General features: G+C 65.1%; 26 protein-coding genes and 2 pseudogenes. 9 read left to right on the top strand and 19 right to left on the bottom strand.

Annotation, left to right across the window (positions count from 1 at the left end):
• Positions 1 to 206 precede the first annotated feature (206 nt).
• Positions 207 to 662, bottom strand: coding sequence for a MerR family transcriptional regulator (locus ACXRVZ_RS19735; protein ID WP_457425900.1), 456 nt, complete (start codon positions 660 to 662; stop codon positions 207 to 209).
• Complete coding sequence (locus ACXRVZ_RS19730; protein ID WP_457425902.1) at positions 659 to 877, bottom strand: hypothetical protein; 219 nt, start codon at positions 875 to 877, stop codon at positions 659 to 661. The genes ACXRVZ_RS19735 and ACXRVZ_RS19730 overlap by 4 nt, the downstream gene beginning before the upstream one ends.
• 520 nt (positions 878 to 1,397) lie before the next feature.
• Between ACXRVZ_RS19730 and ACXRVZ_RS19725 the strand changes: the two genes are divergently transcribed.
• Positions 1,398 to 1,730 carry a YnfA family protein gene (locus ACXRVZ_RS19725; protein ID WP_457425904.1) on the top strand — a complete coding sequence of 111 codons (333 nt, stop codon included), beginning with the start codon at positions 1,398 to 1,400 and terminating at the stop codon, positions 1,728 to 1,730.
• Between the two features lie 219 nt (positions 1,731 to 1,949).
• Here ACXRVZ_RS19725 and ACXRVZ_RS19720 read toward each other — a convergent pair whose 3' ends face one another.
• The 3 genes from ACXRVZ_RS19720 to ACXRVZ_RS19710 all read right to left on the bottom strand — a co-directional run bounded on the left by ACXRVZ_RS19720 (position 1,950) and on the right by ACXRVZ_RS19710 (position 4,927).
• On the bottom strand, positions 1,950 to 3,251 hold the full coding sequence (locus ACXRVZ_RS19720) for a response regulator (RefSeq protein WP_458232737.1): 1,302 nt from the start codon (positions 3,249 to 3,251) through the stop codon (positions 1,950 to 1,952).
• 171 nt (positions 3,252 to 3,422) lie between these two features.
• Positions 3,423 to 4,550 (bottom strand): ATP-binding protein, encoded by a 1,128-nt coding sequence (locus tag ACXRVZ_RS19715; RefSeq protein WP_457425908.1) that lies wholly within the window; start codon positions 4,548 to 4,550, stop codon positions 3,423 to 3,425.
• The gene (locus tag ACXRVZ_RS19710; protein ID WP_457425910.1) at positions 4,550 to 4,927 is read right to left on the bottom strand and encodes a hypothetical protein; all 378 of its coding nucleotides are present in this window, start codon (positions 4,925 to 4,927) and stop codon (positions 4,550 to 4,552) included. Before ACXRVZ_RS19710 ends, ACXRVZ_RS19715 begins: the two co-directional genes overlap by 1 nt.
• 118 nt (positions 4,928 to 5,045) lie before the next feature.
• Between ACXRVZ_RS19710 and ACXRVZ_RS19705 the strand changes: the two genes are divergently transcribed.
• From ACXRVZ_RS19705 to ACXRVZ_RS19685, 5 genes and pseudogenes are all read left to right on the top strand, one after another.
• Complete coding sequence (locus ACXRVZ_RS19705; RefSeq protein WP_457425912.1) at positions 5,046 to 5,369, top strand: transposase; 324 nt, start codon at positions 5,046 to 5,048, stop codon at positions 5,367 to 5,369.
• Positions 5,370 to 5,497: 128 nt separating this feature from the next.
• Positions 5,498 to 6,022, top strand: coding sequence for an IS3 family transposase (locus ACXRVZ_RS19700; RefSeq protein ID WP_458232736.1), 525 nt, complete (start codon positions 5,498 to 5,500; stop codon positions 6,020 to 6,022).
• 105 nt (positions 6,023 to 6,127) lie between these two features.
• On the top strand, positions 6,128 to 6,565 hold the full coding sequence (locus ACXRVZ_RS19695) for a DUF2231 domain-containing protein (RefSeq protein ID WP_457425916.1): 438 nt from the start codon (positions 6,128 to 6,130) through the stop codon (positions 6,563 to 6,565).
• Entirely contained in the window at positions 6,558 to 7,874 is a 1,317-nt protein-coding gene (locus ACXRVZ_RS19690) for a PQQ-dependent sugar dehydrogenase (RefSeq protein ID WP_457425918.1), read from the top strand. Before ACXRVZ_RS19695 ends, ACXRVZ_RS19690 begins: the two co-directional genes overlap by 8 nt.
• Positions 7,875 to 8,021: 147 nt before the next feature.
• Positions 8,022 to 8,165 (top strand): annotated as a pseudogene (locus ACXRVZ_RS19685) (IS30 family transposase); the annotation flags it as partial.
• Positions 8,166 to 8,495: 330 nt separating this feature from the next.
• Here the strand turns inward: ACXRVZ_RS19685 and mnhG are convergent.
• The 13 genes from mnhG to imuA form a co-directional block, all read right to left on the bottom strand.
• Complete coding sequence (gene mnhG, locus ACXRVZ_RS19680; RefSeq protein ID WP_457425920.1) at positions 8,496 to 8,831, bottom strand: monovalent cation/H(+) antiporter subunit G; 336 nt, start codon at positions 8,829 to 8,831, stop codon at positions 8,496 to 8,498.
• A complete protein-coding gene (locus ACXRVZ_RS19675) occupies positions 8,828 to 9,106 on the bottom strand; it encodes a K+/H+ antiporter subunit F (protein ID WP_457425922.1) in 279 nt (92 codons plus the stop codon). The genes mnhG and ACXRVZ_RS19675 overlap by 4 nt, the downstream gene beginning before the upstream one ends.
• Positions 9,103 to 9,591: a Na+/H+ antiporter subunit E gene (locus tag ACXRVZ_RS19670; RefSeq protein ID WP_457425924.1), complete on the bottom strand. Its 489-nt coding sequence runs from the start codon at positions 9,589 to 9,591 to the stop codon at positions 9,103 to 9,105. Before ACXRVZ_RS19670 ends, ACXRVZ_RS19675 begins: the two co-directional genes overlap by 4 nt.
• Entirely contained in the window at positions 9,588 to 11,231 is a 1,644-nt protein-coding gene (locus ACXRVZ_RS19665) for a monovalent cation/H+ antiporter subunit D (protein WP_457425940.1), read from the bottom strand. Before ACXRVZ_RS19665 ends, ACXRVZ_RS19670 begins: the two co-directional genes overlap by 4 nt.
• A 23-nt stretch (positions 11,232 to 11,254) precedes the next feature.
• Entirely contained in the window at positions 11,255 to 11,599 is a 345-nt protein-coding gene (locus tag ACXRVZ_RS19660; RefSeq protein WP_457425926.1) for a Na+/H+ antiporter subunit C, read from the bottom strand.
• Positions 11,599 to 14,505, bottom strand: coding sequence for a monovalent cation/H+ antiporter subunit A (locus tag ACXRVZ_RS19655; RefSeq protein ID WP_457425928.1), 2,907 nt, complete (start codon positions 14,503 to 14,505; stop codon positions 11,599 to 11,601). The genes ACXRVZ_RS19660 and ACXRVZ_RS19655 overlap by 1 nt, the downstream gene beginning before the upstream one ends.
• 48 nt (positions 14,506 to 14,553) lie before the next feature.
• Positions 14,554 to 15,528, bottom strand: coding sequence for a universal stress protein (locus ACXRVZ_RS19650; protein WP_458232735.1), 975 nt, complete (start codon positions 15,526 to 15,528; stop codon positions 14,554 to 14,556).
• 56 nt (positions 15,529 to 15,584) lie between these two features.
• Positions 15,585 to 16,031, bottom strand: coding sequence for a GreA/GreB family elongation factor (locus ACXRVZ_RS19645; protein ID WP_457425932.1), 447 nt, complete (start codon positions 16,029 to 16,031; stop codon positions 15,585 to 15,587).
• Positions 16,032 to 16,297: 266 nt separating this feature from the next.
• The gene (locus tag ACXRVZ_RS19640) at positions 16,298 to 16,576 is read right to left on the bottom strand and encodes a hypothetical protein (RefSeq protein WP_457425934.1); all 279 of its coding nucleotides are present in this window, start codon (positions 16,574 to 16,576) and stop codon (positions 16,298 to 16,300) included.
• Between the two features lie 214 nt (positions 16,577 to 16,790).
• Complete coding sequence (locus tag ACXRVZ_RS19635) at positions 16,791 to 17,243, bottom strand: hypothetical protein (protein WP_458232734.1); 453 nt, start codon at positions 17,241 to 17,243, stop codon at positions 16,791 to 16,793.
• A 76-nt stretch (positions 17,244 to 17,319) separates the two neighbouring features.
• On the bottom strand, positions 17,320 to 20,451 hold the full coding sequence (locus ACXRVZ_RS19630; RefSeq protein ID WP_458232733.1) for an error-prone DNA polymerase: 3,132 nt from the start codon (positions 20,449 to 20,451) through the stop codon (positions 17,320 to 17,322).
• Positions 20,448 to 21,746 (bottom strand): Y-family DNA polymerase, encoded by a 1,299-nt coding sequence (locus ACXRVZ_RS19625; protein WP_458232732.1) that lies wholly within the window; start codon positions 21,744 to 21,746, stop codon positions 20,448 to 20,450. The genes ACXRVZ_RS19630 and ACXRVZ_RS19625 overlap by 4 nt, the downstream gene beginning before the upstream one ends.
• Positions 21,691 to 22,485, bottom strand: a complete 795-nt coding sequence (imuA, locus tag ACXRVZ_RS19620; protein ID WP_458232731.1) for a translesion DNA synthesis-associated protein ImuA — start codon at positions 22,483 to 22,485, stop codon at positions 21,691 to 21,693. Before imuA ends, ACXRVZ_RS19625 begins: the two co-directional genes overlap by 56 nt.
• Before the next feature lie 122 nt (positions 22,486 to 22,607).
• Between imuA and ACXRVZ_RS19615 the strand changes: the two genes are divergently transcribed.
• Positions 22,608 to 22,886 (top strand): hypothetical protein, encoded by a 279-nt coding sequence (locus ACXRVZ_RS19615; RefSeq protein ID WP_458232730.1) that lies wholly within the window; start codon positions 22,608 to 22,610, stop codon positions 22,884 to 22,886.
• A 48-nt stretch (positions 22,887 to 22,934) separates the two neighbouring features.
• On the opposite strand, the gene ACXRVZ_RS19610 is transcribed toward ACXRVZ_RS19615, so the two are convergent.
• Positions 22,935 to 23,183, bottom strand: coding sequence for a hypothetical protein (locus tag ACXRVZ_RS19610; protein ID WP_458232729.1), 249 nt, complete (start codon positions 23,181 to 23,183; stop codon positions 22,935 to 22,937).
• Here ACXRVZ_RS19610 and ACXRVZ_RS19605 point away from each other — a divergent pair.
• Both ACXRVZ_RS19605 and ACXRVZ_RS19600 read left to right on the top strand, forming a co-directional pair.
• Positions 23,140 to 24,327: pseudogene (locus tag ACXRVZ_RS19605) on the top strand (DUF72 domain-containing protein). The gene ACXRVZ_RS19610 and the pseudogene ACXRVZ_RS19605 overlap by 44 nt on opposite strands.
• Positions 24,328 to 24,673: 346 nt before the next feature.
• On the top strand, positions 24,674 to 25,145 hold a 472-nt coding region (locus tag ACXRVZ_RS19600), incomplete at its 3' end, for a cyclic GMP-AMP synthase DncV-like nucleotidyltransferase (protein ID WP_458232728.1).

Genomic DNA, 25,145 nt, shown 5'->3' with positions numbered 1-25,145 from the left:
TTTTGAGCTGCTTCGTGACGACAGCCTGCATGAGGCTTCCGAGCCGGCGAGGGCGACAAGCAACAGGGTTCAGCCAAGAAGTTAAGGGACGCCTTTGCAGCGGTTGCCGCCCGTCGCTCTGCTGAGTTGGCTGTCAGCAATGTGCCCAAAGCGGAATGTCGGGCTCGGCCGCAAGAGACGGCCCGGGAGCGGTCACTCGCGGGCTGCTATCCGCAGCAACTTGCTGCGCGCACAACCTGGACCTTGTTTGCCGGCAATGCCAAGTCCTCGAGAATGGTGCAGTCGACGGCCGGGCCGCCTGAACAGGCGGTGTCGCAGCTACAGACGAACGTGCTCAAGCTGGCTTCGAGCGCCTTCAGTTCTTCAAGCTTCTGCCGTACCTGCCCGAGGTGGGCGGCAGCGATGTCGCGAACTTCGGCGCACGGGCGGTCGGGCTCATCGACGAGCCCGACCAGCTCCCGCACCTGCTCGATGGAAAAGCCAAAGTCTCGGCAGCGGCGGATGAAGACCAGGCGCCGGATAGTGGCCTCGTCATAGCTACGCTGACCGGCCTCGGTTCTCGCGGCGGGCGGCAAAAGCCCGATGTCCTCGTAGTACCGCACCGTGGGCACCGTTGCACCGGTGCGCCGGGCAACAAGCCCGATGGAGAGTCTTGCGCTCATGCCGCCATCCTAGCCATTCCCCCGCACGCGCCCGGCGAGCAGCCACACGCCTTCGCGGCATCCGGCTGCGGGAGGAACTGGTCGAACAGCCACTGTGCATCGGCACCGGCTTCAGCAGGGGGCTCAATGGTCAGTTCGATGGCCCCTGGGGTGTCGTGCAGGTCGAAGCGAAGGAAGCCGCAGCATTGCTGTTCAGTCGCGACGATGCGCTCCAACTGCGCCCGAGCATGCGCGCATAGGTGAGGTGCAAGATCGGTCCTTCCAGGCGGTGCGCCAGCGCTGTGAATTGCCGTATCCAGGCCAACCGCTTAGGCAACCCGGCAGAGGACGGCGTGCAGGCGATGGGCACGTCAGGCGCGACTTGCATTGCAGTTCCCCCCGCAGCCAACAGTTGATTGAGCCTGACGCCGAGCGCGGCGCCTCCACCAGACCACGGCGCCTACCGCCGCAGCCAACCCTAGCAGCCCGGCCCCAAGGTATGCCAGTTCATCAGCGCAGGCCAGCAACGCGGAGCCGGCGGCTGCAAGCGCTGTGGTGCCCGCCATCAGCGATGCGGCGCCTCCCAGAAGCGGGACTGCACAGCATGCGGCGCAAGCGGCGCCCAAGCCGACGCCGGCGCCCAAAACAGCCTTCCAAGGTTTCATGTCCGCCTCCGATGCTTGGGCACAACGCCCACATCGCAAAGGTAGAACCTCAAGTAGCTTGAGGGGCAAGGGGTACGATCACAATTCCTGGATGGACCTTCTGAAGACCCTGGCGCTGTTCGTCGTCACCGCTGTCGCGGAAATCGTCGGCTGCTACCTGCCCTACCTGTGGCTGAAGCAAGGCAAGACCATCTGGTTGCTCATCCCGGCGGCTGCGAGTCTGGCGCTATTTGCCTGGCTGCTCTCGCTTCATCCGACCGCTTCAGGGCGTGTCTACGCGGCCTACGGTGGCGTGTACATCGGCGTGGCCGTGGTGTGGCTGATGCTGGTCGACAACGTCCAGCCCTCGACGTCCGATTGGGTGGGGGTTGCGGTCAGCTTGGCAGGGATGGCCATCATCATGGTCGGGCCACGCAGCGCGTGACGCCAACGGCGGCTTGAGCACCTGAGTGCTGGGTCAAGATGTCTTCGCCGAACTCTTACGCTGCATGCAACAGGGCTGAGATCGCATGCACGAAGTTTGAAGGGCCGGTAGACGTTGAGGACGTGACGTCGCTGTAGCCACCTACCGGATTCAGCAAGAACTTACAGCTGAGAAAGTTTCTGAGAACTCGCCTCAGCGCGATGTATGCCGGCGTCAGTGTTAAGGACCGAGGACGGGTTGCATCGGCAAGAGGCGATGCAGTTCATCGGCATGGAGAGCCACGTCCATCGGTTTGGGCAGGAAGCCGTCCATGCCGGCGTTGAGACATTGTTGCCGAGCGCCCGCTTCCTCGGCGCTGGTCGACGCGACGATCGGGAACGGTGCAAGCAGACCGAGGCGCTGCAACTCGCGTAGGCGACGCGTGGCTCCGCATCCATCCAAGACGGGCATGTCGACATCCATCAACACCGCGTCAGGCGGGTCTTCCAGGCAAACCTTGATCGATTCCTCCCCGTCGCTCGCCACCGATACGTTGTAGCCGAGCATTTCGAGCTGCGCCCTCGACAATATTTGGTTCACCGTGCTGTCATCGACGACCAAGACACGCTTGATATCTTGCACATAGAACGGGCTCGGCGCGGTCTGACGCGCTTCGTCATTGGACAAAGCGCGATCGGCACGCAAAGTGAAGCGCTCGAGTTCTGCCGGACTGAGGGGCAGCACACGAATGTCCACCGGGGTGCGCTCGCGAGCCTTGAGGGACTCTGATCCGGCAAGCACTCCCAGAACTGTGCTGACGCTTGGCAATGTCATGGCCACTTTCTCCATGAACGACAGTTCATGGCCGTCAATTTCTGCCGCGACGAGCAACATCGGCACGGTCTCTTTGGCGAGAGTTCCGCTCAATAGAAGCGCGGTCGCATCCTCAAGCGATGGAAACTTTCTCGTCTGCCAGCCATGTCGCCTCAAGCGACGGTCAACGGAGTCCAGCCGGCCTGGTCGGGCACTTACGAGCCAAGCACCTGCGTCGCCTGCATATGCGTGGTGTTCGGCGGTGTCTGGCAGGAGGGCAACCTGCACGCGCGTTTCGACAGACAGGGCCAGGCCGTCCCTTCCAGCATCGGTGAACTGGACGCGGCCACCCGTAGCAGGGCAGACGCCATGAGCCTTCACCGTGCGACTTTTGCCGTCGACTGTCGCCATAGACTCGGCTTGCAGTTGCAGGCGTCGGAGCACACCGTCGAGCGCCGTTGACACCGCGCCCGTACCGGCGGCGCGAATCACCAGTAGGCTCATGCCGTCTGCCGGTACCGCCGCCTCGCTGGTGAACATCAGGAAGCCAGAATCGAAGCAATCCGTCATCCCCAACAAAATGCGGTGGATGGCGGCTCGCAAGCCGGCGTCGGGCACAAGCACTTCGACATTCGCCCCTGAATAGTCGAAGTACGAAGTCAAACCCTTGGCCCAGGCGATCGGCAGGACCAGCCTGGCGCCTTGGGTGAACAGCTCGGAGAACTGCATGCTTGGCCTCAAGTTGGTCCGACGAGACTAGCCCAAGCAGCCAAGCCGCGGCGCCGAGAGACTGGGGAAGGGCTTACCCGCGGCTAATTTGGAAATGAAAGGCGGCCGCAAGCTCGACGCGTTTGAACCGGTCGGGTGTCGCACTTGACGTTTCCGCCGGAAACGGTGCAATCAGACGCGTTGACGTGGCAATGTGACGCTGAACACCGTCCTGCCGGCTGACGATGCGACGGAAACCGTGCCGCCATGGGCGGTAGCGATATGCCGCACGATGAACAGACCTAGTCCTAAACTGGCTCTCTCCGCGTCTGGAAGCTCACTGTGCGCCTCGCGCCTGAGGGGCTCAAATAGGACGTCCATCGAGCCCTCTGCAATGGAGCCCTCATTCTCGACGCAAAGCACCACATCGGTCTCATTCCCCAATAGACCCACGCGTATAGGAGCGCCTGCAGCACCGTACTTGGCCGCGTTCGAGACGAGATTGCCGATTACCTGTTTCAGCCGGTCTGCGTCCCACAAGCCCTGCGTTTCCCCCTGCTGCTCCAATTCGATGGTGTGTGCCGGCCAGGCAGCACGTTGAAGCTCGATTTCCTCCTCGCAGACTCGTGCAAGGTTCGTGTTGGCCGGCAAGACCGGAATGCCGATGCCCAGCGACGCCTTGCTGAAATCCAGCAGATCGTCGAGCAGATGCTTCATGCGTTCCCCGCCGTTGATGAGCCGTTCGGCGAGCTTGCTCGTCGGCGTCCCGTCGTTGAGGCGAGAGACGAGCTGCGACGTCAGCAAGATGGCGTTGAGGGGCCCGCGCAGGTCATGGCCGAGCACGCCTAGGAACACGCTTCGCCACCGTTCTGTCTCAGAAGCGAAAAACTGAACCGACTCCGCAATCGCTTGATCGATCGCTTCGTTGAACCGGGTGATGTCGTTGATCGTGTCGACGCCGGGGACATGCACCTCCGACCACAAGCGCAGCACTGTTGCTCGAAGCGATCGGTACTCCGCGACCAGTTGCTTCAGCGTGAAGCCGCTCGTCGCGCGCAGAAAGCCATGGGTTTCAGCTGCTGTTTCTGGCCGCAGTAGCGCCTGGATCGCTTCGCCGCGGGATTTCGCAATCTGCTCCGAAAAGCTTTGTTGCGTTCTCAGGTCCTGAGCGACTGCGTGAAGAATCTGCACAGCATGATCTCGGAGGGCCGCCTGGTCCAAACCGGCCGCTGCCGGCGTCAATGTGCCGGCAAAATTTTCCCAATCGGAAAGAATAGATTCAAGGTTCGAATCGATGAAATCCGCAAGCGATGCCACCATCACTGGCAACGCCCAACTTCGGACCGGGGCCCATGAATGTTGGCGTCGGGCCAATGGCCCTCTTTGCCTCCCAGCAATCTCGCCTCGAGGACGTCGCGTTTGGCGACCGCCCTTCGTTCGGCGTGGACAGCTGCCGGCCAGCCCGCCACCGTGTCACTTAACGTCATGACAAGAGCCGCAGCCTCGATAGCTTCTGCCGCAGCGTCTCCGTAGTTCTGCACGTCAATGGCGAAGTGCGCTGCGCGCGTTGCGTCATCACTCGCCAATGCGTGGAGAGGCCAAGACTTCAGCAATTCCACCCAAGCGGCCTCCGCATCCAACTCATCGCCGAGCTTGTAGTGTCCGAAGTAAGGCCCGGTGCCGCAGACCTTGTGCATGAAAGACCTCCCAGCGTACGTTGCAGCTACGGCAGTCATGGAGCATTCTCCAGCGATGGGGGGCGCTAAGTATGCGCTTCAGCTTGTGCTGGTCTAATTTCCACGGACACCTCGATAGGTGGAATCCACCTGGACGAGGAACATGACCAAGAGACAACGAAGGCACTTCGACGCGGCGTTCAAGCTGCAGGTCGTGCAGATGATTCGCGAGCAAGGCCTTGGCGTTGGCGAGGTCTGCCGCGACATGAAGCTGGGCGAGACCGCCGTGAGGCGGTGGCTGGCCCAACTCGATGAGGAGGCGGCCGGCCGACCTGGCATCGGCAAGCCGCTCACTGCGGAGCAGCAGCGCATCCGTCAGCTTGAAGCCGAGAACAAGCAACTGCGAGGCGATGTCGACATCCTAAAAAAAGCATCGGCCTTCTTCGCCCGGGAACTGCGCTGAGTCACCGACTCGTCGAGCAGCTGAGCAAGAAGGCCGTCGCTGTGGACCGCCTGTGCCATGTGCTGGGCGTCAGCCGTTCGGGCTACTACGGGGCGCGCCAGCGCGCTCGGGCTGCGCCTGCAGCCTGCTTGGCCAGCACGCAACTCAAGGCGGAGTTTGCTGCCAGCGGCCGGGTGTACGGCAGCCGCCGGCTGTGCGCGGTACTGCGCGCCAAAGGCCTGCGGCTGGGCCGACATCGCGTGCGTCGCCTGATGCGCGAGCACCGCCTGCGCGCGCTGTGGCGGCGCAAGTTCATCCACACCACCGACAGTGGCCACGCGCTGCCCGTCTGCGACAACGTGCTGGCCAGGCGCTTCGATCCCGTACGGGAAGAGTTTTGGATGCGTGGGGGTTGTCTTGAGCAGCACACCAACGAGCCGATTCCCCGGCCCACCGCGAGAAGATTCCCCGACAAGTCCCCCTCGACCCAGCACTGGGGCTTCTTGGGGCGCGGTGGCGACCGACGCGATCGCTGGCGTAGGCGACGACGTCCCAGCCACAGCAAGACCGTTCGCAACATCACTGCACTCGTTGCCGGGCCGCCCAATGAAACGGCGTTGAGCTCCGATGTAAAGAGGAGTCGTCCGACACTGTCGCCACGCATTTCGGTCTAAATTCTGTTCTCCTCATCTGGAGCATCCAATGGAAGACAACAGGTGTAAAAGCGGCTGTGTAAGCGAGCCGCAGACTGCCCCGGAATTTGCACGGAGCCTTGTCGAATGAACACCACGTCCGCCCCCACTGTCGCCGTGAACGCGGTCTACGGTCTGCTCAACCCAATTCCGTTCGGCTGCTTCGTGGCCGCATTGATCTTCGATGTGGTCTACGCCCGCAGTGGCGAGCTGATCTGGGACAAAGGGGCTGCATGGCTGATCGCCATGGGCCTGGTGTTCGCGGTGATCCCCCGGCTGATCAACCTCGCACAGGTGTGGGTGACCTCCCGGCAGGCATCGCACGCGCCGGACAAATTGGACTTCTGGCTGAACCTGCTGGCCGTAGTGGCAGCTATCGTCAATTCCTTTGTGCACAGCCGCGACGCCTATGCCGTGGTGCCTGCCGGCGCACTGCTCTCGGCGTGCACGGTGATCCTGCTCGCCATCGCAAACATGCTGGTCTCGGTGCACCGCACCAGGGCGGGGAGTCTGGCTCATGCGTAAAAGCGTACTTCACAGCGCTCTGGCGCTCACACTGATTGGCCTCTTGTGCGGATGCAACGACAAGGCCACCCTGAACCCGGCAGAGCAGTCGGGGCGAGACCCGACATTGCCTGCGGCCCAACACTTCCTCGTGCCACCGATGCAGGTGCCCAAAGGGGTGGGTTGGAAGCAGGGCCAGATGCCGGAGGTGGCCGCTGGGCTGAAGATCGAGCGCATCGCCAGCGGCTTGCTGCACCCGCGCCAGCTTTTGACGTTGCCCAACGGCGATGTGCTGGTGGTCGAGTCAAATGGTCCTGGCACCGAGCCGGTGACGACGCCCAAGCAGCTGATCGCCGGCTTCGTCAAGGCGAGCTCGGGCAAGGGAGCCAAGGGTGGCAACCGCATCACTCTGCTGCGCAAAAGCGGCGCTGCAGGTGACTGGGAAAAGCACGTTTTCCTCACCGGGCTGAATTCTCCCTTCGGGTTGCAGTTGATCGGCGAATTCCTATACGTCGCCAACACGGACGCCATCGTCCGGTTCCCCTACGTGAGCGGACAGACTCAAATCACGGCACCAGGCGTGGCTTGGGCCGACCTGCCCGGCACCGTCAACCACCACTGGACCAAATCGCTGCAGGCCAACGCAGATGGAAGCAAGCTCTACGTTGGCGTGGGCTCCAACAGCAACATCACCGAGAATGGCCTGGCGGTGGAGTACCGCCGCGCAGCGGTGCTCGAAGTGGACGTGGCCAGCGGCGCCAGCCGCATCTACGCTTCGGGCCTGCGTAACGCTACAGGCCTGCAATGGGATGCGCAGGGCGGCAAGCTCTGGGCCATCGTCAACGAACGCGACGAGATCGGTGCCGACCTCGTGCCCGACTACCTGACCTCTGTGCGCGAGGGTGGCTTCTATGGTTGGCCCTACAGCTACTACGGTCAGCATGTGGACAGCCGCGTCATGCCGCAGCGGCCCGACCTGGTGGCTCAGGCGATCAAACCCGACTATTCACTGGGGTCGCACGTCGCGCCGCTGGGCCTGCTGATTGCAAACACCAACACCCTGTCGGAGAAGTTCCGCGGTGGCGCCTTCATCAGCGAACACGGCAGCTGGGATCGCTCGCCGCTCAGTGGCTACGAAGTCGTCTTCGTGCCCTTCCGGCAAGGCATGCCGACTGGCAAGCCAGAACCGGTGGTCACGGGCTTCTTCTCGCCCGATGAATCACAGCTGTACGGCGCTCCCGTTGGGCTGGCACTGGATCAAGGGGGCGCGCTGCTCGTCGCCGATGACGTCGGCAATGCGGTCTGGCGTATTACTGCGGCCAAACGCTGAGAGCCGCCGCCAGCGGCTACCTCAACATCGGCACGTTCAGCGGCTTGGACTGCAGTCCAACGCTGCAGGCTTACCAATGAGCCAATAGTTGTCACCTCGCACTGCCTGCGCTTGGCTCTGGCCCGGGGACCAACGCAACCGGGTGGATACCTGCCGAAGGGCATCGACATCTCGGGCTACTCTCACAAGCTCCATTCGATCGCGAGACAATTGAACGAGAGGCCGCGCAAGACGCTTGGCTTTCAGACGCCTGCTGAACGATTCAGCGAATGTGTTGCGTTGACCGGTTGAATCCGCCGCCCGAAGCGGAAGCCCGCCGACGAAGGAGGACAGCACCGCAGCGATTGCTACCGCCCGACGCGTCCGCCTAGATGGCCTTCGGCCAGAAGCGGGCACCGGTGTCGAGCTGCTATGCGGCAGCCAATTGCCGCGGCAGCAGCGCGTCCATGGCGTAACCGGCCGGTGCGCAGCAAGGCCCACAGCCGCGCCGGCGCCAGTGCTTATGAAGCAGGACCGCATACCGTTGCAGGAGCGGCATTGGCCGCTGTTCTGGCGCGTTGGCGTTGGTGTTCGCGCTGTCAATGCTGGCGCTTCCGGCTCAGCGGGTGCTAAGCGGCGGATTCAGCGCCCGTCCTGCACGCTACCCAGCGGCGGCGGCAGCGGGTCTCCCGCCTGACGGCGCCGGAACAGCGCCGCCCGTGCGAGCACGAGCGTGGTCACCGGCGCGGTGATGGACAGCAGCACGATGATGACCCACACGTGCAGAGAGAGTGCCGGGCCATGCACCGAGAAGTGCACGATGGACGCCAACGTGATGAGCCAGGCGGCCAGCGTGGAGGCGAGCGCTGGCGCATGCATGCGCAGGAAAAAGTCCGGCAGCCGTTGCAGTCCGAGCGCTGCCGTCAGCACCAGCGCGCCGCTGGCGAGCAGCAGCAGCGCAACGACGATGTCGCTCATTCGATTACCTCCCCGCGCAGCAGGAACTTGGCCAACGCCATCGAGCTGACGAAGCCGAACAGCGCCATCAGCAGCGCGCCCTCGAAGTACATGCCGCTGTCGTAGCGGATGCCCAGCACCAGCATCGCCAGCATGGCGACGACGAACAGGAAGTCCAGCGCCAGCACGCGGTCCTGCGCGGTGGGCCCGCGCATCAGGCGCAGCAGGCCGAGCACCATCGCCAGTGCGTAAAGGCAAAGCGTGACCGTGATGGCCAGGGTGAGCAGCGGGCTCATTGGAAGATCTCCAGCAGCGGGCACTCGTAGCGCGCCTTGAAGTGGGCGACGAAGGCGGCCGCCTCGTCGAGGTCGAACACGTGCAGCCGCAGCGCGCTGCGGTCCGGCGCCAGTTCGCACCACACGGTGCCGGGCACGACGGTGATGATCATCGCCAGCGCCGCCAGCCCATGCGGGTCGCGCAGCGCCAGCGGCACGGTGACGAAGTGCCCACGCGGCGGGCGCCGGCCCGCGCGCAGCACGCCCCAGCCCACGTCCAGGGCCGACATCACCACGTCGCCGCCCACCGTCAGTACCAGCCGCAGCAGCACGTCCGGCCGCTTGATCCGGCCGGCCGGCTGGCGCAGCGGCGCCATCAACAGAGGCATCACGACGGCCACGACGGCACCGAGCAATAACTGGCCGGCGCCGAGCGATTGCGTCAGCAGAAGCCACAGCGCGAACAGGCCGGCCGACAGCAGCGGCGCGGGCAACCAGCGCTTCATGGCGACACCTCACGAGCAGGGAGGGTGACCGGCGTGGCGCGGAACACCGCCGCGATGTAGTGCTGCGGCTGGTGCAGCGCCTGCGCCGTGGCGCGCGCGTAGGCCAGCGCCGCCTCGCCGTGCAGCACCAGCATCAGGCAACCGCCCAGCAGCAGCGCGATGGGCACGCCCTCCGTCACCCGCAGTCGCGGCGCCGGGCGGTTCTGCGGCGCCCAGAACTGGCGGATGCCCACGCGCAGCAGGGCCGTGGTAGACAGCAGGCCGGCGAGGATCAGCAGCGCGAAGAGCGTCGGCTTCGCCGCGGCGCCGGCCGGACCCGCCGGCGTGTCGAGCAACGCGCTGAGCATCGCCACCTTGCCGATGAAGCCCGACATCGGCGGCAGGCCTGCGACGACGAGGGCGCACAGCACGAAGGCCAGGCCCAGGAAGGCAAGCGCCGCGGGGATGGCGCGGCCGATCAGCGCCTGCTGCTCGTCGTCGAGGTTGGTGTCTTCTGACGGCGCGGCCACCACGAAGTCGGGCAGGTGGTCGTCGTCGTCCGCCGGCGGGGCGACCTCGACCTGGCGCGCCCGTTCGACCAGTTCGACGATCAGGAACAGCGCACAGCCGGCGAGCGTCGAGCTGGCGAGGTAGAACAAAGCACCGGCACTGAGCGCAGGGCTGTCGAACCCGACGGCGGCGAGCAGGGTTCCGGACGACGCGATGACGCTGAAGCCGGCCAGGCGGTCCAGCCGCTGCGAGGCCATCATGCCCACCGCGCCGAAGGCCAGCGTCGCCAGGCCGCCCCACACCAGCACCTCGCCGCCGAACGACGCCCACGGGCCGGCGCTGGCGGGAAAGCACAGCGTCCACAGTCGCAGCAATGCATACACGCCGACCTTGGTGAGGATGGTGAACAGCGCCGCCACCGGCGCGCCCGCAGCGGTGTAGGCCGGCGGCAGCCAGAAGTTGAGCGGCCACATCGCGGCCTTGGCGAGGAAGGCGACGGACAGGATGGCTGAGCCCGCGCCGAGCAGCCCGCGGTCGCTCTCGGGCACTTGCGCGAGCTTCTGCGCGATGTCGGCCATGTTCAGCGTGCCGGTCACGCCGTAGATGAGCGCGACGCCGATCAGGAAGAGCAGCGACGCCACCAGGTTGATGGCGATGTAGTGCAGCCCCGAGCGCACCCGCGCGCCGCCGCCGCCATGCATCAGCAGCCCGTAGGACGCTGCCAGCAGCACCTCGAAGAACACGAACAGGTTGAACAGGTCGGCCGTGAGGAAGGCGCCGTACAGCCCCATCAGCTGCAACTGGAACAGCGGGTGGAAGTGCACGCCGGCCCGGTGCCAGCGCGCCAGCGAGAACAGCAGCGCCGCCAGGCCCGCGCTGCCGGCCAGCACCATCATGAGCGCCGACAGCCGGTCCACCACCAGCACGATGCCCATCGGCACGGGCCAGTTACCGGGCAGGTAGACCCCGAAGGCGCTCGGCGCGTCGTGATGGTCCACCCAGGCCAGCAGCGCCACGGCGAGCAGCAGGCCCGCCAACGTCGAGACGACGTTGAGCACCGCGGCGCTCAAGCGGCGCTGTTCGCCAAGCAACAGCAGCAGCGCTGCCGTCACGAGCGGCAGCAGCACCGGCGCGACGACGAGCTGTTGCATGGGCAGCAGGTCGAGCAACGCGGTCACGGGCGCTCCTCTTCGCCGTCGACGTGGTCACCGCCGCTCAGCCCGCGCAGGGCCAGCAGCACGACGAGGAACAGCGCCGTGGTCGCGAAGCCGATGACGATGGCCGTCAGGACGAGCGACTGCGGCAGCGGGTCGGTGTACTGGTGCAGGTCCGGCGTGCGGCCGGGCTTGACGATGGGCTCCTTGTCAATCGACAGGCTGCCCACGCTGAAGATGAAGAGGTTGACGGCGTAGGCCAGCAGCGACAGGCCGACCAGCACCTGGAAGGTCCGCGGCCGCAGCAGCAGCCACACGCCCGCGCTGGCGAGCACGCCGATGACCAGGGAGATGACGATTTCCATCAGCCGCCCTCCTCGCCAACCTGGGGCGCCGCGACCGGCCTGCGCACGCGCAGCGACTGGTGGGCGAGCGCCGTCAGCAACAGCAGCGTGGAGCCCACCACCACGGCGAACACGCCGAGGTCGAACAGCGCGGCGCTTGGCAGGTGCACGAGGCCGATGGCGGGCACGGTGACATGCGCCGTGTGCGTGGTCAGGAATGGATGGCCGACCGCGATGGCGCCGAGCCCCGTAGCCACGGCCAGCAGCAGCCCGCCCGCGATCCAGCGCGGCGGTTGCAGCGGCAGCCGCGACTCCACCCAGCGCGTGCCGCTCACCATGTATTGGGCGATGAAGGCGATGGCCATCACGAGCCCCGCGACGAAGCCGCCGCCCGGTTCGTTGTGGCCGCGCATGAAGAGATGGAAGGCGACCACGGCGGCCACCGGCAGCAGCAGCTGCACCAGCACGGCCGGCACGAGCAGATAGCTTTCGGCGGCGTTGCTGGTGTCGGGGCGGTCGGTGAAATCATCCGCATCAGACACGGCCATCGCGCGCTGCTGCGGCGGCGCCTCGATCACCTCGCGGGGTGGCCGGAAGCGCCGCAGCAGCGCATAGACCGTCAGGCCGACGATGCCGAGCACGGTGATCTCACCCAGCGTGTCGAAGCCGCGAAAGTCGACGAGCATGACGTTGACGACGTTGGTGCCGCCGCCTTCGGGCAGCGCACGCTCGATGAAGAAGGGCGCGATGCTCTGCGGCGCCTGGCGGGTCAACATGGCGTACGACAGCGCGGCCAGGCCCGCGCCGATCAGCAGCGCCAGGATGAAGTCGCGGCTGCGCCGCCAGCGGGCACGGCGGCGCGTGAGCGGGTCGTCCTGCGCCAGCCGCTTGGGCAGCCAGCGCAGGCCGAGCAGAAAGAGGACGGTCGTCACCACCTCCACGGCGAGCTGCGTCAACGCGAGGTCGGGCGCGGAGAACCAGGCGAAGGTGAGGCACATCACCAGCCCGACGATGCCCAGCAGCGCCAGCGCCGCGAGGCGGTGGAACTTGGCCTGCCAGGCCGCACCGATGGCCGCGGTTGCGCCGATGAGCCACAGGACGACGAACTCCGGCGTGGCAGGGACGCGCGCGCGGTCGCCCCAGGCCAATGGCACGACGAGGGCCGAGCCGAGCGCCGTGGCGCCGGCGATGACCAGCATCCACAGCAGCTGCGGTTGCAGGCGCCGTGTGCTGATGCGGCGCAGCGCCTGGCGCGACGACGCCGTGGCCACGGCGAGGCTGCGCTCGAACAGGCGTTTGCCGTCAAACATGTGAATGCCGGGGGTGCGCCTCAGCTCGCGCCGCTTGAAGCGCTTCGCGAAGCGCGCGTAGATCGCGATGCCGCCGACCATCGCCAGCAGGCTCATCACCAGCGGTGTGTTGAAGCCGTGCCACACGGCCAGGTCGTAGGCCGGCAACGTGCCGCCCACGACCGGCAGCGCCGCCATGGCGAGCAACGGGCCGACCGACCAGCCCGGCGTGGTGCCCACTACCACGCAGGCCAGCACCAGCAGTTCCACCGGCACGCGCATCCAGTGCACGGGCTCGTGCGGCCGCCGCGGCAGCCCCTCGGCGGGCGGGCCGAAGAAAACGTCGTGCCCGAAGCGCAGCGAATAGACGACGGCGAACACACCGGCCAGCGTGGCCGCCAGTGGCAGGCCGAGCTCCACCCAGGGGTGCGAGGTGATGAACACCGTCTCGGCGAAGAACATCTCCTTGGACAGGAAGCCGTTGAGCAGCGGCACGCCGGCCATCGCGCCGCAGGCCACGATGGCCAGCGTGCCCGTGATGGGCATGGAGCGGAAGAGGCCGTCCAGCCGGCGCATGTCACGCGAGCCGGTCTCGTGGTCGATGATTCCCACCGACATGAACAGCGACGCCTTGAAGGTGGCGTGGTTCATCATGTGAAAGACCGCGGCCACCGCGGCCAGTGGGCTGTTCAGCCCCAGCAGCAGCGTGATGAGGCCGAGGTGGCTGATCGTCGAATAGGCGAGCAGGCCCTTGAGGTCGTTCTGGAACATTGCCGCATAAGCGCCGAGCAGCAGCGTGACCAGTCCCGCCCCGCCAACGAGCCAGAACCATTCGTCCGTGCCCGCCAGCACCGGCCACAGCCTTGCCAGAAGGAACACGCCGGCCTTCACCATCGTGGCTGAGTGCAGGTAGGCCGACACCGGCGTTGGYGCCGCCATCGCATGCGGCAGCCAGAAGTGGAAGGGGAACTGCGCGCTCTTGGTGAGGGCGCCGAGCAGGATCAAACCCAGCGTCAACGGATACAGCGCATGGCCGCGGACAAGGTCGCCAGCCGCCAGCACGCGGTCCAGGTCGTAGCTGCCGACGATGTGCCCCAGCAGCAGCACGCCGGCCATCAACGCGAGGCCCCCGGTGGCCGTGACGGTGAACGCCATGCGCGCGCCACGGCGGGCATCCTGGCGGTGATGCCAGTAGCCGATCAGCAGGAAGGAAAAGACGCTGGTGAGCTCCCAGAACAGCACCAGCTGCAACAGGTTGCCCGACACCACCACGCCCAGCATCGAGCCCATGAAGCCCAGCAGCAGCGCATAGAAGCGCGCGGCCGGGTCCTCGGGCGAGAGGTAGTAGCGCGCATACATCACCACCAGCACGCCCATGCCGGTGACGAGCATCGCGAACATCCATGCGAAACCGTCGATGCGCACGACGAGATCGAGGCCGAGCGAAGGCAGCCAGGCCCATCGCTCGACCACGACGCCCACATCCCGCACCTCCGGGTACATCAGCGCCAGCGGCACGGCCACGCACAGCGCCACCAGCCCTGCCCACAGCGACTCGACGTTGCGCGCGCTGGTCGGCAGCACCGCGGCGACGGCGCTGCCGATGAAGGGCAGCAGGAGCAGCACAAGAAGGGACATCGCCGCAGTCTACGGACGGTTTCCCTTCGCGCGCTCCCGTGCGGCCAGTCAGGACGCCTTTTGCGCGGAAAAGCTGGGTGCCTTGTGCAGCCAGGGCGCATCTGCGGGCGGGCCGGCGAGCGCGGCGCCCGCAACCGGCGGCGCACTGCGCGGCCGCGGCACGATCAGCATGTCGCAGTCGGCGTCCTCGAGCACGCTGCTGCTGACGCTGCCCAGCATGAAGCCGAAGGTCGACTGGCCATTCTTGCCGGCGACGATGAGGTCGACACCCAGCGCCCGGGCGCTTTCGAGCGCCACCAAATGCGCCGGGCCGCGGGTGACCGAGAAGGTGGTGCGGTTGCGGTCCGCGCCGAGCCTGCCGAGGCTGCGCCGCATGCGCGCTATCACACCGGCCTCGGCTCGCGTGCGCACACTAGCGATGGTCGCTTCCGCCACGCCGGCGCGTCTCAGCATCGACTCTACATAACTGTCCGTTGCATGGATGACATGGCGGCGGGCGTCGACCGCGAGATAGGCGCCCGTCTGCACTGCGGCGTCGGAGCCACTCGTGAAGTCCATCGGCATCAGCAAGTGCCGGTAGGGCTCGACGGCGGGCCGCTTGACAATCAGCACCGGCCGCCTCGAGATGCGCAGCATGCGGTCAACCGTCCTGCCCACGAGCAGGCTCTCCAGCCGGCGATGGCCGCGGCGCCCGAGCACCACGAGGTCCGCGCCCTCGGATGCCTTCGTCAGCACGATCAGCGGATCGCCGATCTGGACTTCGACCTTCGTCTTGACGTCGTAGGCGCCCGTGATCTCGACGGCCACGCGACGCAGCGCAGCGCGTGCGAGCGCGGCCTTCAGGTCGAGGTTGATCATCGGCAAAAGCCATTCGCGCAGCGGCCGGATTCCTGCGGGCTTGAGCACGTGAAGGATGTGTAGCCGCGCGCTGTGGGTATGCGCCAGCAGCGCGGCACGCCGCACGGCGTTGTTGCCGTCGACGGAAAAGTCGGTCGCAACCAAGATGTTGTTGAACTTCGTCATGGGATGCCTTTCATCGCAAGAGGTCGTCGAAGGACGGCGCGCGCTGCGCCTCACATCTACATCGCGTAGTCGCCGTTCGACTCGGGCTGGAAAAGGATGGCCATCAGGTACGCCGCCTTCGGCTCGCCGTCCGGCGTCAGCCAGCGCGCGGTGCTGCCGACACGCAAGCCGAGCAGGGCACTGCCCACTGGCGACAGCACCGACACGCGGCCCACGGCGGGCTCGGCATCGGCGGGGTAACACAGCGTGAGGGCGTGCTGCTGGCCGGTGCGCGGCTCTTGCAGCAAGAGCTTGGAGCCCATCGTCACGACGTCAGGATCGACCTTGCGGGAGGGCACGACGTCGCAGTCGGCGAGCACGTCGTGCATGACGTCAGCGGCTGCGATGTCTTCCGCCTGCGCCTCGCGGCGCATCAGGTTCAACAGGCGAACGTGGTCCAGTTCAGTGAGCGTGCGCTCAAGGCTCATCACTTCCATGACGCGGTCCTTCAGCCATGCGCGCATCCAATGCGGACACGCGCGGTCGCGCGGGCTTAGTGGCCCGGCGATCTGAAGTTGCGCAAATAGTGGAAGGTGATCGCCGGGCTCAGTGATGTGCGACCGGCTGATGCGTTCGCCGTTTCACGACGACGTGCCTGACCAGCAGGCGCGCGCCATTCGCCGCCGCGGCGCGCGGAGCGCAGTGCTGGGCAACGGTGTGAGGGATCGAATACATGGCAGCCAGTCTAGTGATCTGGGCGTTTCGCGCAAGCCGGTACGCTGAAGTCGCACTAAACCGTGGGCGTATTGCTGGCAGTTCGACCGAGGTCTGCTTTGGGCACGTTGCTGCCGCGCAGCCGCTGGAATACGAGCGGCCGCAGCCAGCCTCCTGCGGCCACCCGATCAATTTCGGCTTTGGGCACATTGCTGCCCCACGGCTGATGAAGCCGAGCGGCAGCAACCAGCCTGTCCAGCCTAAGGCGGCCAGCATCTCCCCATTTGGCACTGGATCGAGTGGTCAAGTCGCCGGACAGGCTGCCCTGCGCGACACCTCCGGACAAGGTGCTCATCAGGCGCCGGATTCCGTGCCCAGAAGACGCTAGACCTGGTGCTCAGGTCGCGTCGGAATATGCATCAAAAGCTGCGCTTCAAGGTCACCGTCGCGCACGTACCTGACCGGATAGCGCGGCAGGCCATGCGGTGCAGCAGGCTGCCGATGCGGCGGTGTTGTTGGAGTGCAGTGTTCGAGTTGGGCATGCGGAATTTACCGGTATGCCCCCGTACTTACCGACCGTTCCCGATCAAGCGGCAGTTCTGCTTCCCGAACTTCGACTGCGCCAGCGTCCGTTGAACGTCGTCCGGGTTGACTTGGTCCGCTGACTTTTGGATGCCCTTCAGCGCTTCGTCCTGGGCCGCCTCAAACACACGACCCAGCATGAAATCCGGCGTCGGTCCCWGCAACAAGAGCAGGAGGCCAAGTGGAACTTCCGAGGACAGGTCGGCCCGCTCAACCTTCTTGGCCTGGGCGGCAGCGATGAAGGCCAGCCCGGCTCTGTAGCCGGTGTTGAACAACCGTTCTTGCTCAGGTTGGTCCCTCATCTTTGACGCCAGCACGGAGCACTCGAACGCCGCCCAAGTTGTGCGGCCCATGACGGCGTACTCCTTCGACGACTGCGCGCTGGCGGAAGCCGCAAAAACAAGCGTGCCCACCACCGCAAGCACTGAGTTCACGTTCATGGTGCTCCCTCTTTCGCCTCTGGCCATCGAGGCCGCAAAGAACTGTAGCGCCGACATGGCGGCTCGTGCGCATTAGCTACCTGAAGTCCCTGCTCGTCGCCGACTCGCGCAGCCGGCCAAGCATCTCGGTCCAGTCGCGCATCTTGTGCGCCACCAGTGCCGTGACGCCGTCTCGCGACTGCCAGACGCCCTCCACAGCCATCAGCCGCGAATCCAGCAGCACCAACTCCTGAGCATCCCGAAGCGTCTTCCAAACCACGACCTGAATGTCGCCATCCTCGTCCTCGAGCGACACGAAGGTCACGCCGCTGGCGGTCTCCGGCTGCTGGCGCCGCTTAACCAGACCGCAGGTCCGCACTTTCGTGCCATCGCGGCACTGCTCCAGCTGACCAAAACTGCGAAGCCCGAGGTTCAGTCCGTCGAGCCGCGGCCGCAGCAGTTTCAGTGGATGTGTGCGAAGAGTGAAGCCAAGCGATCGGTAGTCGTGGACTACGTCGTGGCCCTCAGGCGCTGCGACGAACTGGAGAAATGCCTCTCGAATGGGCGCATCCGACAGCAACTCTGGCTGTGTACCGAGGCCAGCCGCGTCCCACATCTGCTGACGCCGGTTTCCGCTGAGACTCTGGAGCGCGTCGCCGCCCGCCAAGCGCTTCATGACCGGCGTGTCGAGTCGTGCACGCAAGCACAAGTCCTCAGCGCTCAAGAACGGCGCCTCCGCCTTCGCGGCGACGATGCGCTGCGCCACGTCCTCCCGCATGCCGTTGATAAGACGCAGGCCCAGCCGCACGGCGGGCTTGGTATCGATGTCCTCGAGCGTGCTGTCGTAGTAGCTGTAGAGGACGTCCGCGGGTCGAACTTCAACGCCATGCCGGATGGCATCCTGGATGAGCTCGCCCTCGGTATAAAAGCCCAGYGGCGAGGCGTTCAAAAGGCCAGCGAGGAACTCGGCCGGGTGCCACCGCTTGAGCCAGGAGCTGATGTAGACGAGCAGCGCGAAGCTAGCGGCGTGCGACTCCGGGAAGCCGTACGAAGCAAACCCCTTCACCTGCTGAAAAATCGTCTCGGCAAACGAGGGCTCGTATCCGCGCGCCGTCATTCCGTTAACCAGCTTGTCGCGGTACTGTTCGAGCCCGCCCTTTTTTTTCCAGGCCGCCATCGCGCGACGAAGCTGGTCCGCCTCCCCGGGCGTAAAGCCAGCGGCAATCATGGCAATTTGCATGACCTGCTCCTGAAAGATGACCACTCCGAGCGTCCGCTCTAGGGCCGCCTTCAACGCCTCGTTCTGGTACGTCACCGGCACGCGGCCGGCGCGGCGGTCGAGGTACGGATGGACGGCGTTACCGACGATCGGCCCTGGCCGCACGAGCGCAACCTCAATGACCAGGTCTTCGTAGCACTGCGGTTTAAGCCGGGGGAGCATGGACCGCTGAGCGCGCGACTCCACCTGAAAGGTGCCAACCGAGTCCCCCTTTGACAGCATTTTGTAGACCTCAGGGCATTCGGCCGGGATGTCTTGCACCGCGAAGTCATAGCCCTTCACTTGGCCAACGAACTCAAGCGCCATCCGAATCGCGGTCATCATGCCGAGTGCGAGCACGTCGACCTTCAAAATGTTCAGGGCGTCAAGGTCATCCTTGTCCCACTGGATGACGGTCCGGTCCTTCATCGAGGCGTTCTCGATGGGCACTGTCCGCGACAACGGCTCGCCGGTGAGAACGAATCCGCCAGTGTGCTGCGACAAGTGCCGAGGGAAACCGCGCAGCTCGCCAGTGACTTTGAACAACTGTTGAATGCGCAGGTCCTGCATGTCCAGACCCATCTGCTCGAACCTTGCCTTCGGCGCGTCAGGGTCGTCCCACCACTGGTTCGCCTTGGCCATCGCATCAGCTTCGTCAACCGAGCACCCGAGCGCCTTGGCCACGTCCTTGAACGCCGAGCGCGAGCGGTAGCTGATGACGGTGGCGGTGAGCGCGGCGCGGTGCCGACCGTAGCGTTCGTAGAGGTATTGGATGACCTCTTCACGACGGGCGTTCTCAAAGTCGACGTCGATGTCTGGCGCTTCGTTGCGTTCTCGGCTGATGAAGCGCTCGAACAGCACGTTCATCCGTTCCGGGTCGACCTCGGTGATGTGCAGGCAGTAGCAAACGACGCTGTTCGCGGCCGAGCCGCGGCCTTGGCACAGGATGTTCCGGCTGCGGGCAAAGCGAACGATGTCCGCGACGGTGAGGAAGTAGTGCTCGTAGTGCAGTTCCTCGATCAGCGCCAGCTCGTGCTCGATCAGGCCCTGTACTTTCGCAGGAGCGCCGTTGGGCCACCTGGTCCCGGCGCCTTCGTACGTCAGACGCCGCAGATAGTCGACGGGAGTCTCACCTTCCGGTACCACCTCCGCCGGGTAGCAGTACTTCAACTCATCGAGCGAAAACGTGCACTGCTCGGCCACCCGCAGCGTCTCGCGCAGCAGCTCCGGCGGAAAAGTGACGGACAGCCGAAACTTGGTTCGAAGGTGGCGCTCCCCGTTCAGCTGTAGCGCATAGCCGCACTCCGTCATCGGCTTGCCGAGGCGGACGGCAGTGATGACGTCTTGCACCGCCTTCCGTGAGCGGACATGCATGTGAACGTCGCCGACGGCAACGAGCGGAACCTCGGTCTCCGCGCTCGCACGCCGGAGCTTGTGCAGCCACATCGCGTCGTCAAGCTGACGGAGCTGCTCGACGCCCAACCAGCACCGCCCGAGGAACGAAAAGAGCAGCCAGGCCGCCACCGCTTCAACCTGGCTGGCATCGCATGTGCGCTCCGGGCAAGCGATGACGACGCAGTTGTCGAGAGCCGCTGGCCGGATGGCGTCGAGCGTCAGTCTGTAGGTGCCCTTGGGCGACGCTCGGCGCAGTTCGGTGATGAACTCACAGAGGTTGCCGTAGCCCAGCCGGTCCTGAGCCAGCACCACCAGCGTGAATGGCGAATCGCACTGAACGCGGAACTGCGCGCCGATGAGTAGCTTGAGTCCCGCCTCCTTCGCCGCAACGTGAGCCCGAACCACGCCAGCGAGCGAGCACTCATCCGTGATGGCAAGGGCTTCGTACTTCAGCTCCTTGGCGCGCTCAACGAGCTCGTGCGGATGGCTCGCACCGGTGAGGAATGTGTAGTTCGTGAGGCAACGAAGCTCCGCGTACTGCAGTTCGCCGTCGAGCTGGCCGTCATGCCCAGTCATGAGAAGCTCCCATGAAGAAACCACTTCTCCTGGCCTTCCTGGAATATCCACAGCACGCCGGCGTGGGTGCTCATCGCGACGTAGTAATCGCGCCGAACATGCAAGTGTTTCTGTTCAGCGCCTTCTCCGGTCCGGTGCCACCAGCCGCCTTCCGCGAGGTGCGGACCGAGCAACAACTTCAGCGGCCCTTGGAAATACGGACGACGGTTGCGGACAGCAAGTGGTACCGGCGTGTCGAGCACGCACGTAGGAGCCGGGAACGACGGGCTCGCGGCCTTGCGCTTGGGCGGCTCCTTGTCCATCGGGAGCCAGTGCTGCGTCCATTCCGTTCGATGGTCCTCGAGCAACACCGGCCGTTGGACGTTCTCTGGCCCGATGCGTGCGGCGACGCGCTCTCGCAGCAGCGCACGAGATTGCTTGCGGTTGACGACGTCCGGAAGAAACGAGGCGCTCGTCTCCTCAAGGAGGACGTACTCGTCGGCCGTCAGCATGACCTCGCCAGCGGGGGCCTCGAGGACCACGTGAGCCAGGTGCTCTGCGAGCAGGCCTTCAAGGTGCTCGATGTTTCTTGTCGGTTCGGCCGTCCGAATCGTCAGCGAACCAGTCGCTTCGACGTGCCGGGCTCGCATGACGTCGTGCGCCCATTCGAACGTGATAGCCGTGACACCGGCATGCCGAGCGGAAAGCCACCAGCCGAGCTGCTGCAGCAACCTACTGGCGCCCTGAAGCAGGGCCTGAGCCAGCTCGACCCGAGACAAGAACTCAAGCCGTGCCGAGAACTGCTCGGGCGGCTCAACCCAAGCGTGGCCCTTTGTTCGACCTCCATATGCAAGGTCCAGGGCCACAACCAAGCCATCGCCAAAGCGAAGCGACAGGCCACCCCTCGGCAACCTCCTCAGGTCGCCCAGCACTTCACAACCCAGATGGCTCAGAGCGGTGGCGTGCGGATGGGTCGCCGTCAGGACATGGAGGCGAAGCCCGTCGAGCAGCTCGGGCAGCGGCCGTTTGAACCCGTTCTCGATGCCTGCTCGCGCCAGGCACAGCGCCGCAAAGCTGTTGTCTGCCCACGCGACGCCAGTACAGCCCAGTTCCCTGGACTCGGCAACGACCCTGTCGCGAAGGGATCGCTTGCCGCCGAACAGGCGCACGGACGCCGCGACCTCCATGACAACGGCTTCTTCCAGAAGGGCGACCCGCGGTGTGAACTGCAGGGCCCAGTTGGCAAGGTGGCGCTGTACATCAGTGGGAGGCGGTGTGTCGGGCGCTGGCGGCGTTCTGAGTGCTGCCCACAGCATGGGGCACCTCGGAGGGAATCGGTTGGTCGTCGAGCCTGCTTGGTTGCAGCAGCTCTGGGGTCAGTACGTTGGCGATGCCGCCGGAGAACGCGGGCAGTAGCAGGTCTTGGTCGTGGGTTGGACCCCGGCGCTTCGCGATGCGGACTCGCAAGTCCCAGTCTGGTCCCAATGTCGCGCTGACGCGCAGTGGTGCAGCGGAGGAATCGCGCAGAACGTGAGCCGGTCGGACGAGAATGCACAGGCCCTCAAAGCCGGTGGCGCAGGTCTGCAGGCGACGAAGTTGCTCGCTACGAACCTGCGGCAGCCAGGCCAGGAGCACGTCGCAGCCGTTTGACTTGAGCATCTGCTCGGTCACCCATAGCCGGCGCGCGGGCTCGTCCACGTTGTAGCGCCAGAACGTGTCTGGGTTGATGCCGTCTTGAACCAGACCGGCCATCCCCGGCGGCCGCGCAGGCCCGACGACGGCAACTTCGCCGCCCCTGGCAACGATGGGCTTGAGCGCTGGCCCAAGCAGGCGCCACTCGAGGATGCCCGGCTGGGCGACAAGCAGTTCGGTGACGCACAAGCCTGGCCAGCCGCCTCCGGGAAGCTCCGCGTCGAGTTCCGTCCATCCGCTGGCGTAGACCGCCGTTGGGGGCGGCCTTAGCTCGCCTCCTCGCCACAGAGCTGCCTCTACGTGGGCAGGCAGCGGCTCCGCGAAATCGGCGGCCGTGTTTTGGGAGGGGTGCTGCAGGTTCATGGTGGGTATGCTGTTGTTTTATACAGTACCATCGAGCCCATGGACCTGTCGAGCCGGTTACAAGTCGGTCGTGAGAAACGCCCGGCGGAACCTGCACAGACGGTCGGCTTAAGGAGAACCGCATGCTGCTGGACCTCAACGACCCGACGAGCATCGTGGCTTGGTGGCGCGTCTGGCCCGAACGCCATGGCGAGTTCCTGATGCACAAATTGAGGTCGAGCCCCCAGTTCGCGCCGGGCATTCGCGAAGCGCAGCGGCTCATCGCGACAAATCCCGAACTGAAGACCATTCGCGAGGAGTCCCTGAGGGCCCGCCGTGCGCGTGAGGCCCGGGAAGCGGAGTTGGTCAGCGACAAATCGTCGCTCGAACTTCGCTGGCAGGAGCTTGCCGCTGCGGCGTAGCCGGTTGGTTGATGTACGGGAGCCGCATCCCTAAGGGGGCAGATAGGCTCACTTCGCGCTGAAGGCTGCCACCGTGTCGAGCCACTCGCCAAAGTCCGACTCCGCGACCTCAATGGCACACAAGAACTCCAACTCGCGGTTGCTGTCACCGAGTCTGCGGCGTCGATCGGCTGCCTCCGCTTTGCGCCGGGCCTCTCCCTCGACATGTTCGACCTTCAGGGCTGCCACCGCTTGTATCGTGAACCAACGAGGCATGCGCTCGAGCAGCGAGGCCGTGCGGGTCGTGATGGTCTGCATGTCGCTCTCCGGTGTTGATGACGCAGTCTCGGCTTCCGCCTGTGACGATGCCATCACCCCCAAGGGGGAGCGCCGGGGGATACGCCCCTCTCCACCCCCCAATGCATCCCCCTTTTGGGGGAGAGACGCATCTGGAACGCAGCTTGCCCTTCGCGGTGAGGAGCACGGCATGAACGACCTGTTTGATGAGATTGAAGCGCCGATCCCCGACGACCGGACGTTGGGTCTGGTGGGCTCTCGCCGGAACGTCGCAATCGGCATGGCCTCTTGGAGCGACCCTTCCCTCATCAAGACAAAGAGGTTCTACCCACGCGGATGCTCGACACCCGAAAAGCGGCTCCGGTACTACGCCTCGCAATTCCCGATGGTCGAGGTTGACTCCAGCTTCTTCGCATTACCGACGCCAGCGAACTCAGCGCTGTGGGCTGAGAGGACGCCGGAGGACTTCCGGTTCAACATCAAATCGTTCAGGCTCCTCACCGGCCACCAAACGCCCCCTGAGGTCTTCCCGCCGGACATCAAGACGGAACTGCCAGCGCTTACCGGAAGGCGCAAGAATCACTACTACGCAGACCTACCGCCTGTCATCGTTGATGAGGTTTGGAAGCGATTCAAGGAGGCCATCGAGCCTCTCAAGGCGGCCGGCAAGCTCCGAGCCGTCCATTTTCAGTTCGCCCCGTGGGTCACTAGCGCCCACGAGTGGCGCGCTCATGTAGAAGAGTGCGTGGCCCGTATGGGGGACTTCCGGCTCGCCGTTGAGTTTCGCAACACGAGTTGATTCGGAGGCGAAGGCAGGGCAGAGCAGACGCTCGCCTGGGAGGAGGCTCTGGGCGTTACCCATGTCATCGTCGATGGCCCTCAGGTGGGCAATTTCGCGCATGGCGTCTGGGCCGTGACGACACCCGACTTGGCCTTAGTTCGTCTGCATGGGAACAACGAGGACACCTGGGAGGCCAAAGGTCTGAAGGCAGCGTCCGAGCGGTTCAACTACGAGTACAGCGATGCGGAGCTCGCGCAGATAGCTGCTCGAACCGAAGAGATTGCCGAAAAGGCATTTGAGGTCCAGGTCGTTGTGAACGTGAACTTTGAGGACCAAGGCATACGTGCGGGGAGGCGCTTGGCCGAGCGGCTGCAAGCTTCATAGCTCGGCCACCCGCGTATTCCACTGGTCGTGAAGATGCACGCCATCGCGATGGTGAGCACCGGCAGCAGTCAGGAAATCAATGGAGGGGTACGTCGGCTTTGCAGCGTTCGCGGTCGGTGGGCGCCGCGCGTCTTGCGACCGGTAATAACCGCATCCCAGTCATCCATGCGCCGACCGGGGCAAGCTCAGCTAGGCTGATATGGTCGCTCGGACCAACCGTTCCACGATGCCGCCGGCGCTGATTGCCTCGGGGCTCGGTTTGCAGCTGTGCACGGTCGCGTTTGAGGCGCGGCCGGAAGCGGGATTAAGCCGATAAGCTCAGGAAAAATACGGCAGGGAGGCCGATATGGGGAAAGCAGCTCGACTGTTCAACGGCGGAGCTGAGCAGACGCTCTACTCGCGTGTGACACCAACGCCAGAGCAGCGGCAGTTTCTGCAGGATCAGTGGAATGCGATGGCCGATCACCTTAAGGCGCGGTTAACGGCCTGGGGCTATCCCATCTCTACCTGGCTGCAGGGGTCGTACAAGTACGGCACGCTCATCAAGCCGGTCCACCTCGGCGAGGAGTATGACGTTGACGTCGGCATCTACTTCTCGTGGGACCCCGAAAAATCCGACCTCAGCCCGACGGCGCAGCAGCTGCGCGCTTGGGTGCAACAGGAGCTGATTGAGTACAAGAAGGGCGTTGAAGAACTGGTCGAAGTAGCCGATCCTCCGAAAGAGCGGTGCTCACGGGCCATCTACAAGCAGCAATTTCATATCGACACGCCTACCTACCACTTCAACCCCGCGAACGATGCGAGGCGCCTTGCATGCC

It is taken from the genome of Roseateles sp. P5_E8, from assembly GCF_054177665.1.
This window is presented reverse-complemented; position numbering and strand designations above follow the sequence as displayed.

Excerpts from the sequence above, each read along its gene's own strand:
- ACXRVZ_RS19735 (WP_457425900.1), bottom strand. The coding sequence starts at position 662 with ATGAGCGCAAGACTCTCCATCGGGCTTGTTGCCCGGCGCACCGGTGCA.
- ACXRVZ_RS19725 (WP_457425904.1), top strand. The coding sequence starts at position 1,398 with ATGGACCTTCTGAAGACCCTGGCGCTGTTCGTCGTCACCGCTGTCGCG.
- ACXRVZ_RS19720 (WP_458232737.1), bottom strand. The coding sequence starts at position 3,251 with ATGCAGTTCTCCGAGCTGTTCACCCAAGGCGCCAGGCTGGTCCTGCCG.
- ACXRVZ_RS19715 (WP_457425908.1), bottom strand. The coding sequence starts at position 4,550 with ATGGTGGCATCGCTTGCGGATTTCATCGATTCGAACCTTGAATCTATT.
- ACXRVZ_RS19710 (WP_457425910.1), bottom strand. The coding sequence starts at position 4,927 with ATGCACAAGGTCTGCGGCACCGGGCCTTACTTCGGACACTACAAGCTC.
- ACXRVZ_RS19695 (WP_457425916.1), top strand. The coding sequence starts at position 6,128 with ATGAACACCACGTCCGCCCCCACTGTCGCCGTGAACGCGGTCTACGGT.
- ACXRVZ_RS19690 (WP_457425918.1), top strand. The coding sequence starts at position 6,558 with ATGCGTAAAAGCGTACTTCACAGCGCTCTGGCGCTCACACTGATTGGC.
- mnhG (WP_457425920.1), bottom strand. The coding sequence starts at position 8,831 with ATGAGCGACATCGTCGTTGCGCTGCTGCTGCTCGCCAGCGGCGCGCTG.
- ACXRVZ_RS19675 (WP_457425922.1), bottom strand. The coding sequence starts at position 9,106 with ATGAGCCCGCTGCTCACCCTGGCCATCACGGTCACGCTTTGCCTTTAC.
- ACXRVZ_RS19670 (WP_457425924.1), bottom strand. The coding sequence starts at position 9,591 with ATGAAGCGCTGGTTGCCCGCGCCGCTGCTGTCGGCCGGCCTGTTCGCG.
- ACXRVZ_RS19665 (WP_457425940.1), bottom strand. The coding sequence starts at position 11,231 with ATGCAACAGCTCGTCGTCGCGCCGGTGCTGCTGCCGCTCGTGACGGCA.
- ACXRVZ_RS19660 (WP_457425926.1), bottom strand. The coding sequence starts at position 11,599 with ATGGAAATCGTCATCTCCCTGGTCATCGGCGTGCTCGCCAGCGCGGGC.
- ACXRVZ_RS19650 (WP_458232735.1), bottom strand. The coding sequence starts at position 15,528 with ATGACGAAGTTCAACAACATCTTGGTTGCGACCGACTTTTCCGTCGAC.
- ACXRVZ_RS19645 (WP_457425932.1), bottom strand. The coding sequence starts at position 16,031 with ATGCGCGCATGGCTGAAGGACCGCGTCATGGAAGTGATGAGCCTTGAG.
- ACXRVZ_RS19640 (WP_457425934.1), bottom strand. The coding sequence starts at position 16,576 with ATGAGCACCTTGTCCGGAGGTGTCGCGCAGGGCAGCCTGTCCGGCGAC.
- ACXRVZ_RS19625 (WP_458232732.1), bottom strand. The coding sequence starts at position 21,746 with ATGCTGTGGGCAGCACTCAGAACGCCGCCAGCGCCCGACACACCGCCT.
- imuA (WP_458232731.1), bottom strand. The coding sequence starts at position 22,485 with ATGAACCTGCAGCACCCCTCCCAAAACACGGCCGCCGATTTCGCGGAG.
- ACXRVZ_RS19615 (WP_458232730.1), top strand. The coding sequence starts at position 22,608 with ATGCTGCTGGACCTCAACGACCCGACGAGCATCGTGGCTTGGTGGCGC.
- ACXRVZ_RS19610 (WP_458232729.1), bottom strand. The coding sequence starts at position 23,183 with ATGCAGACCATCACGACCCGCACGGCCTCGCTGCTCGAGCGCATGCCT.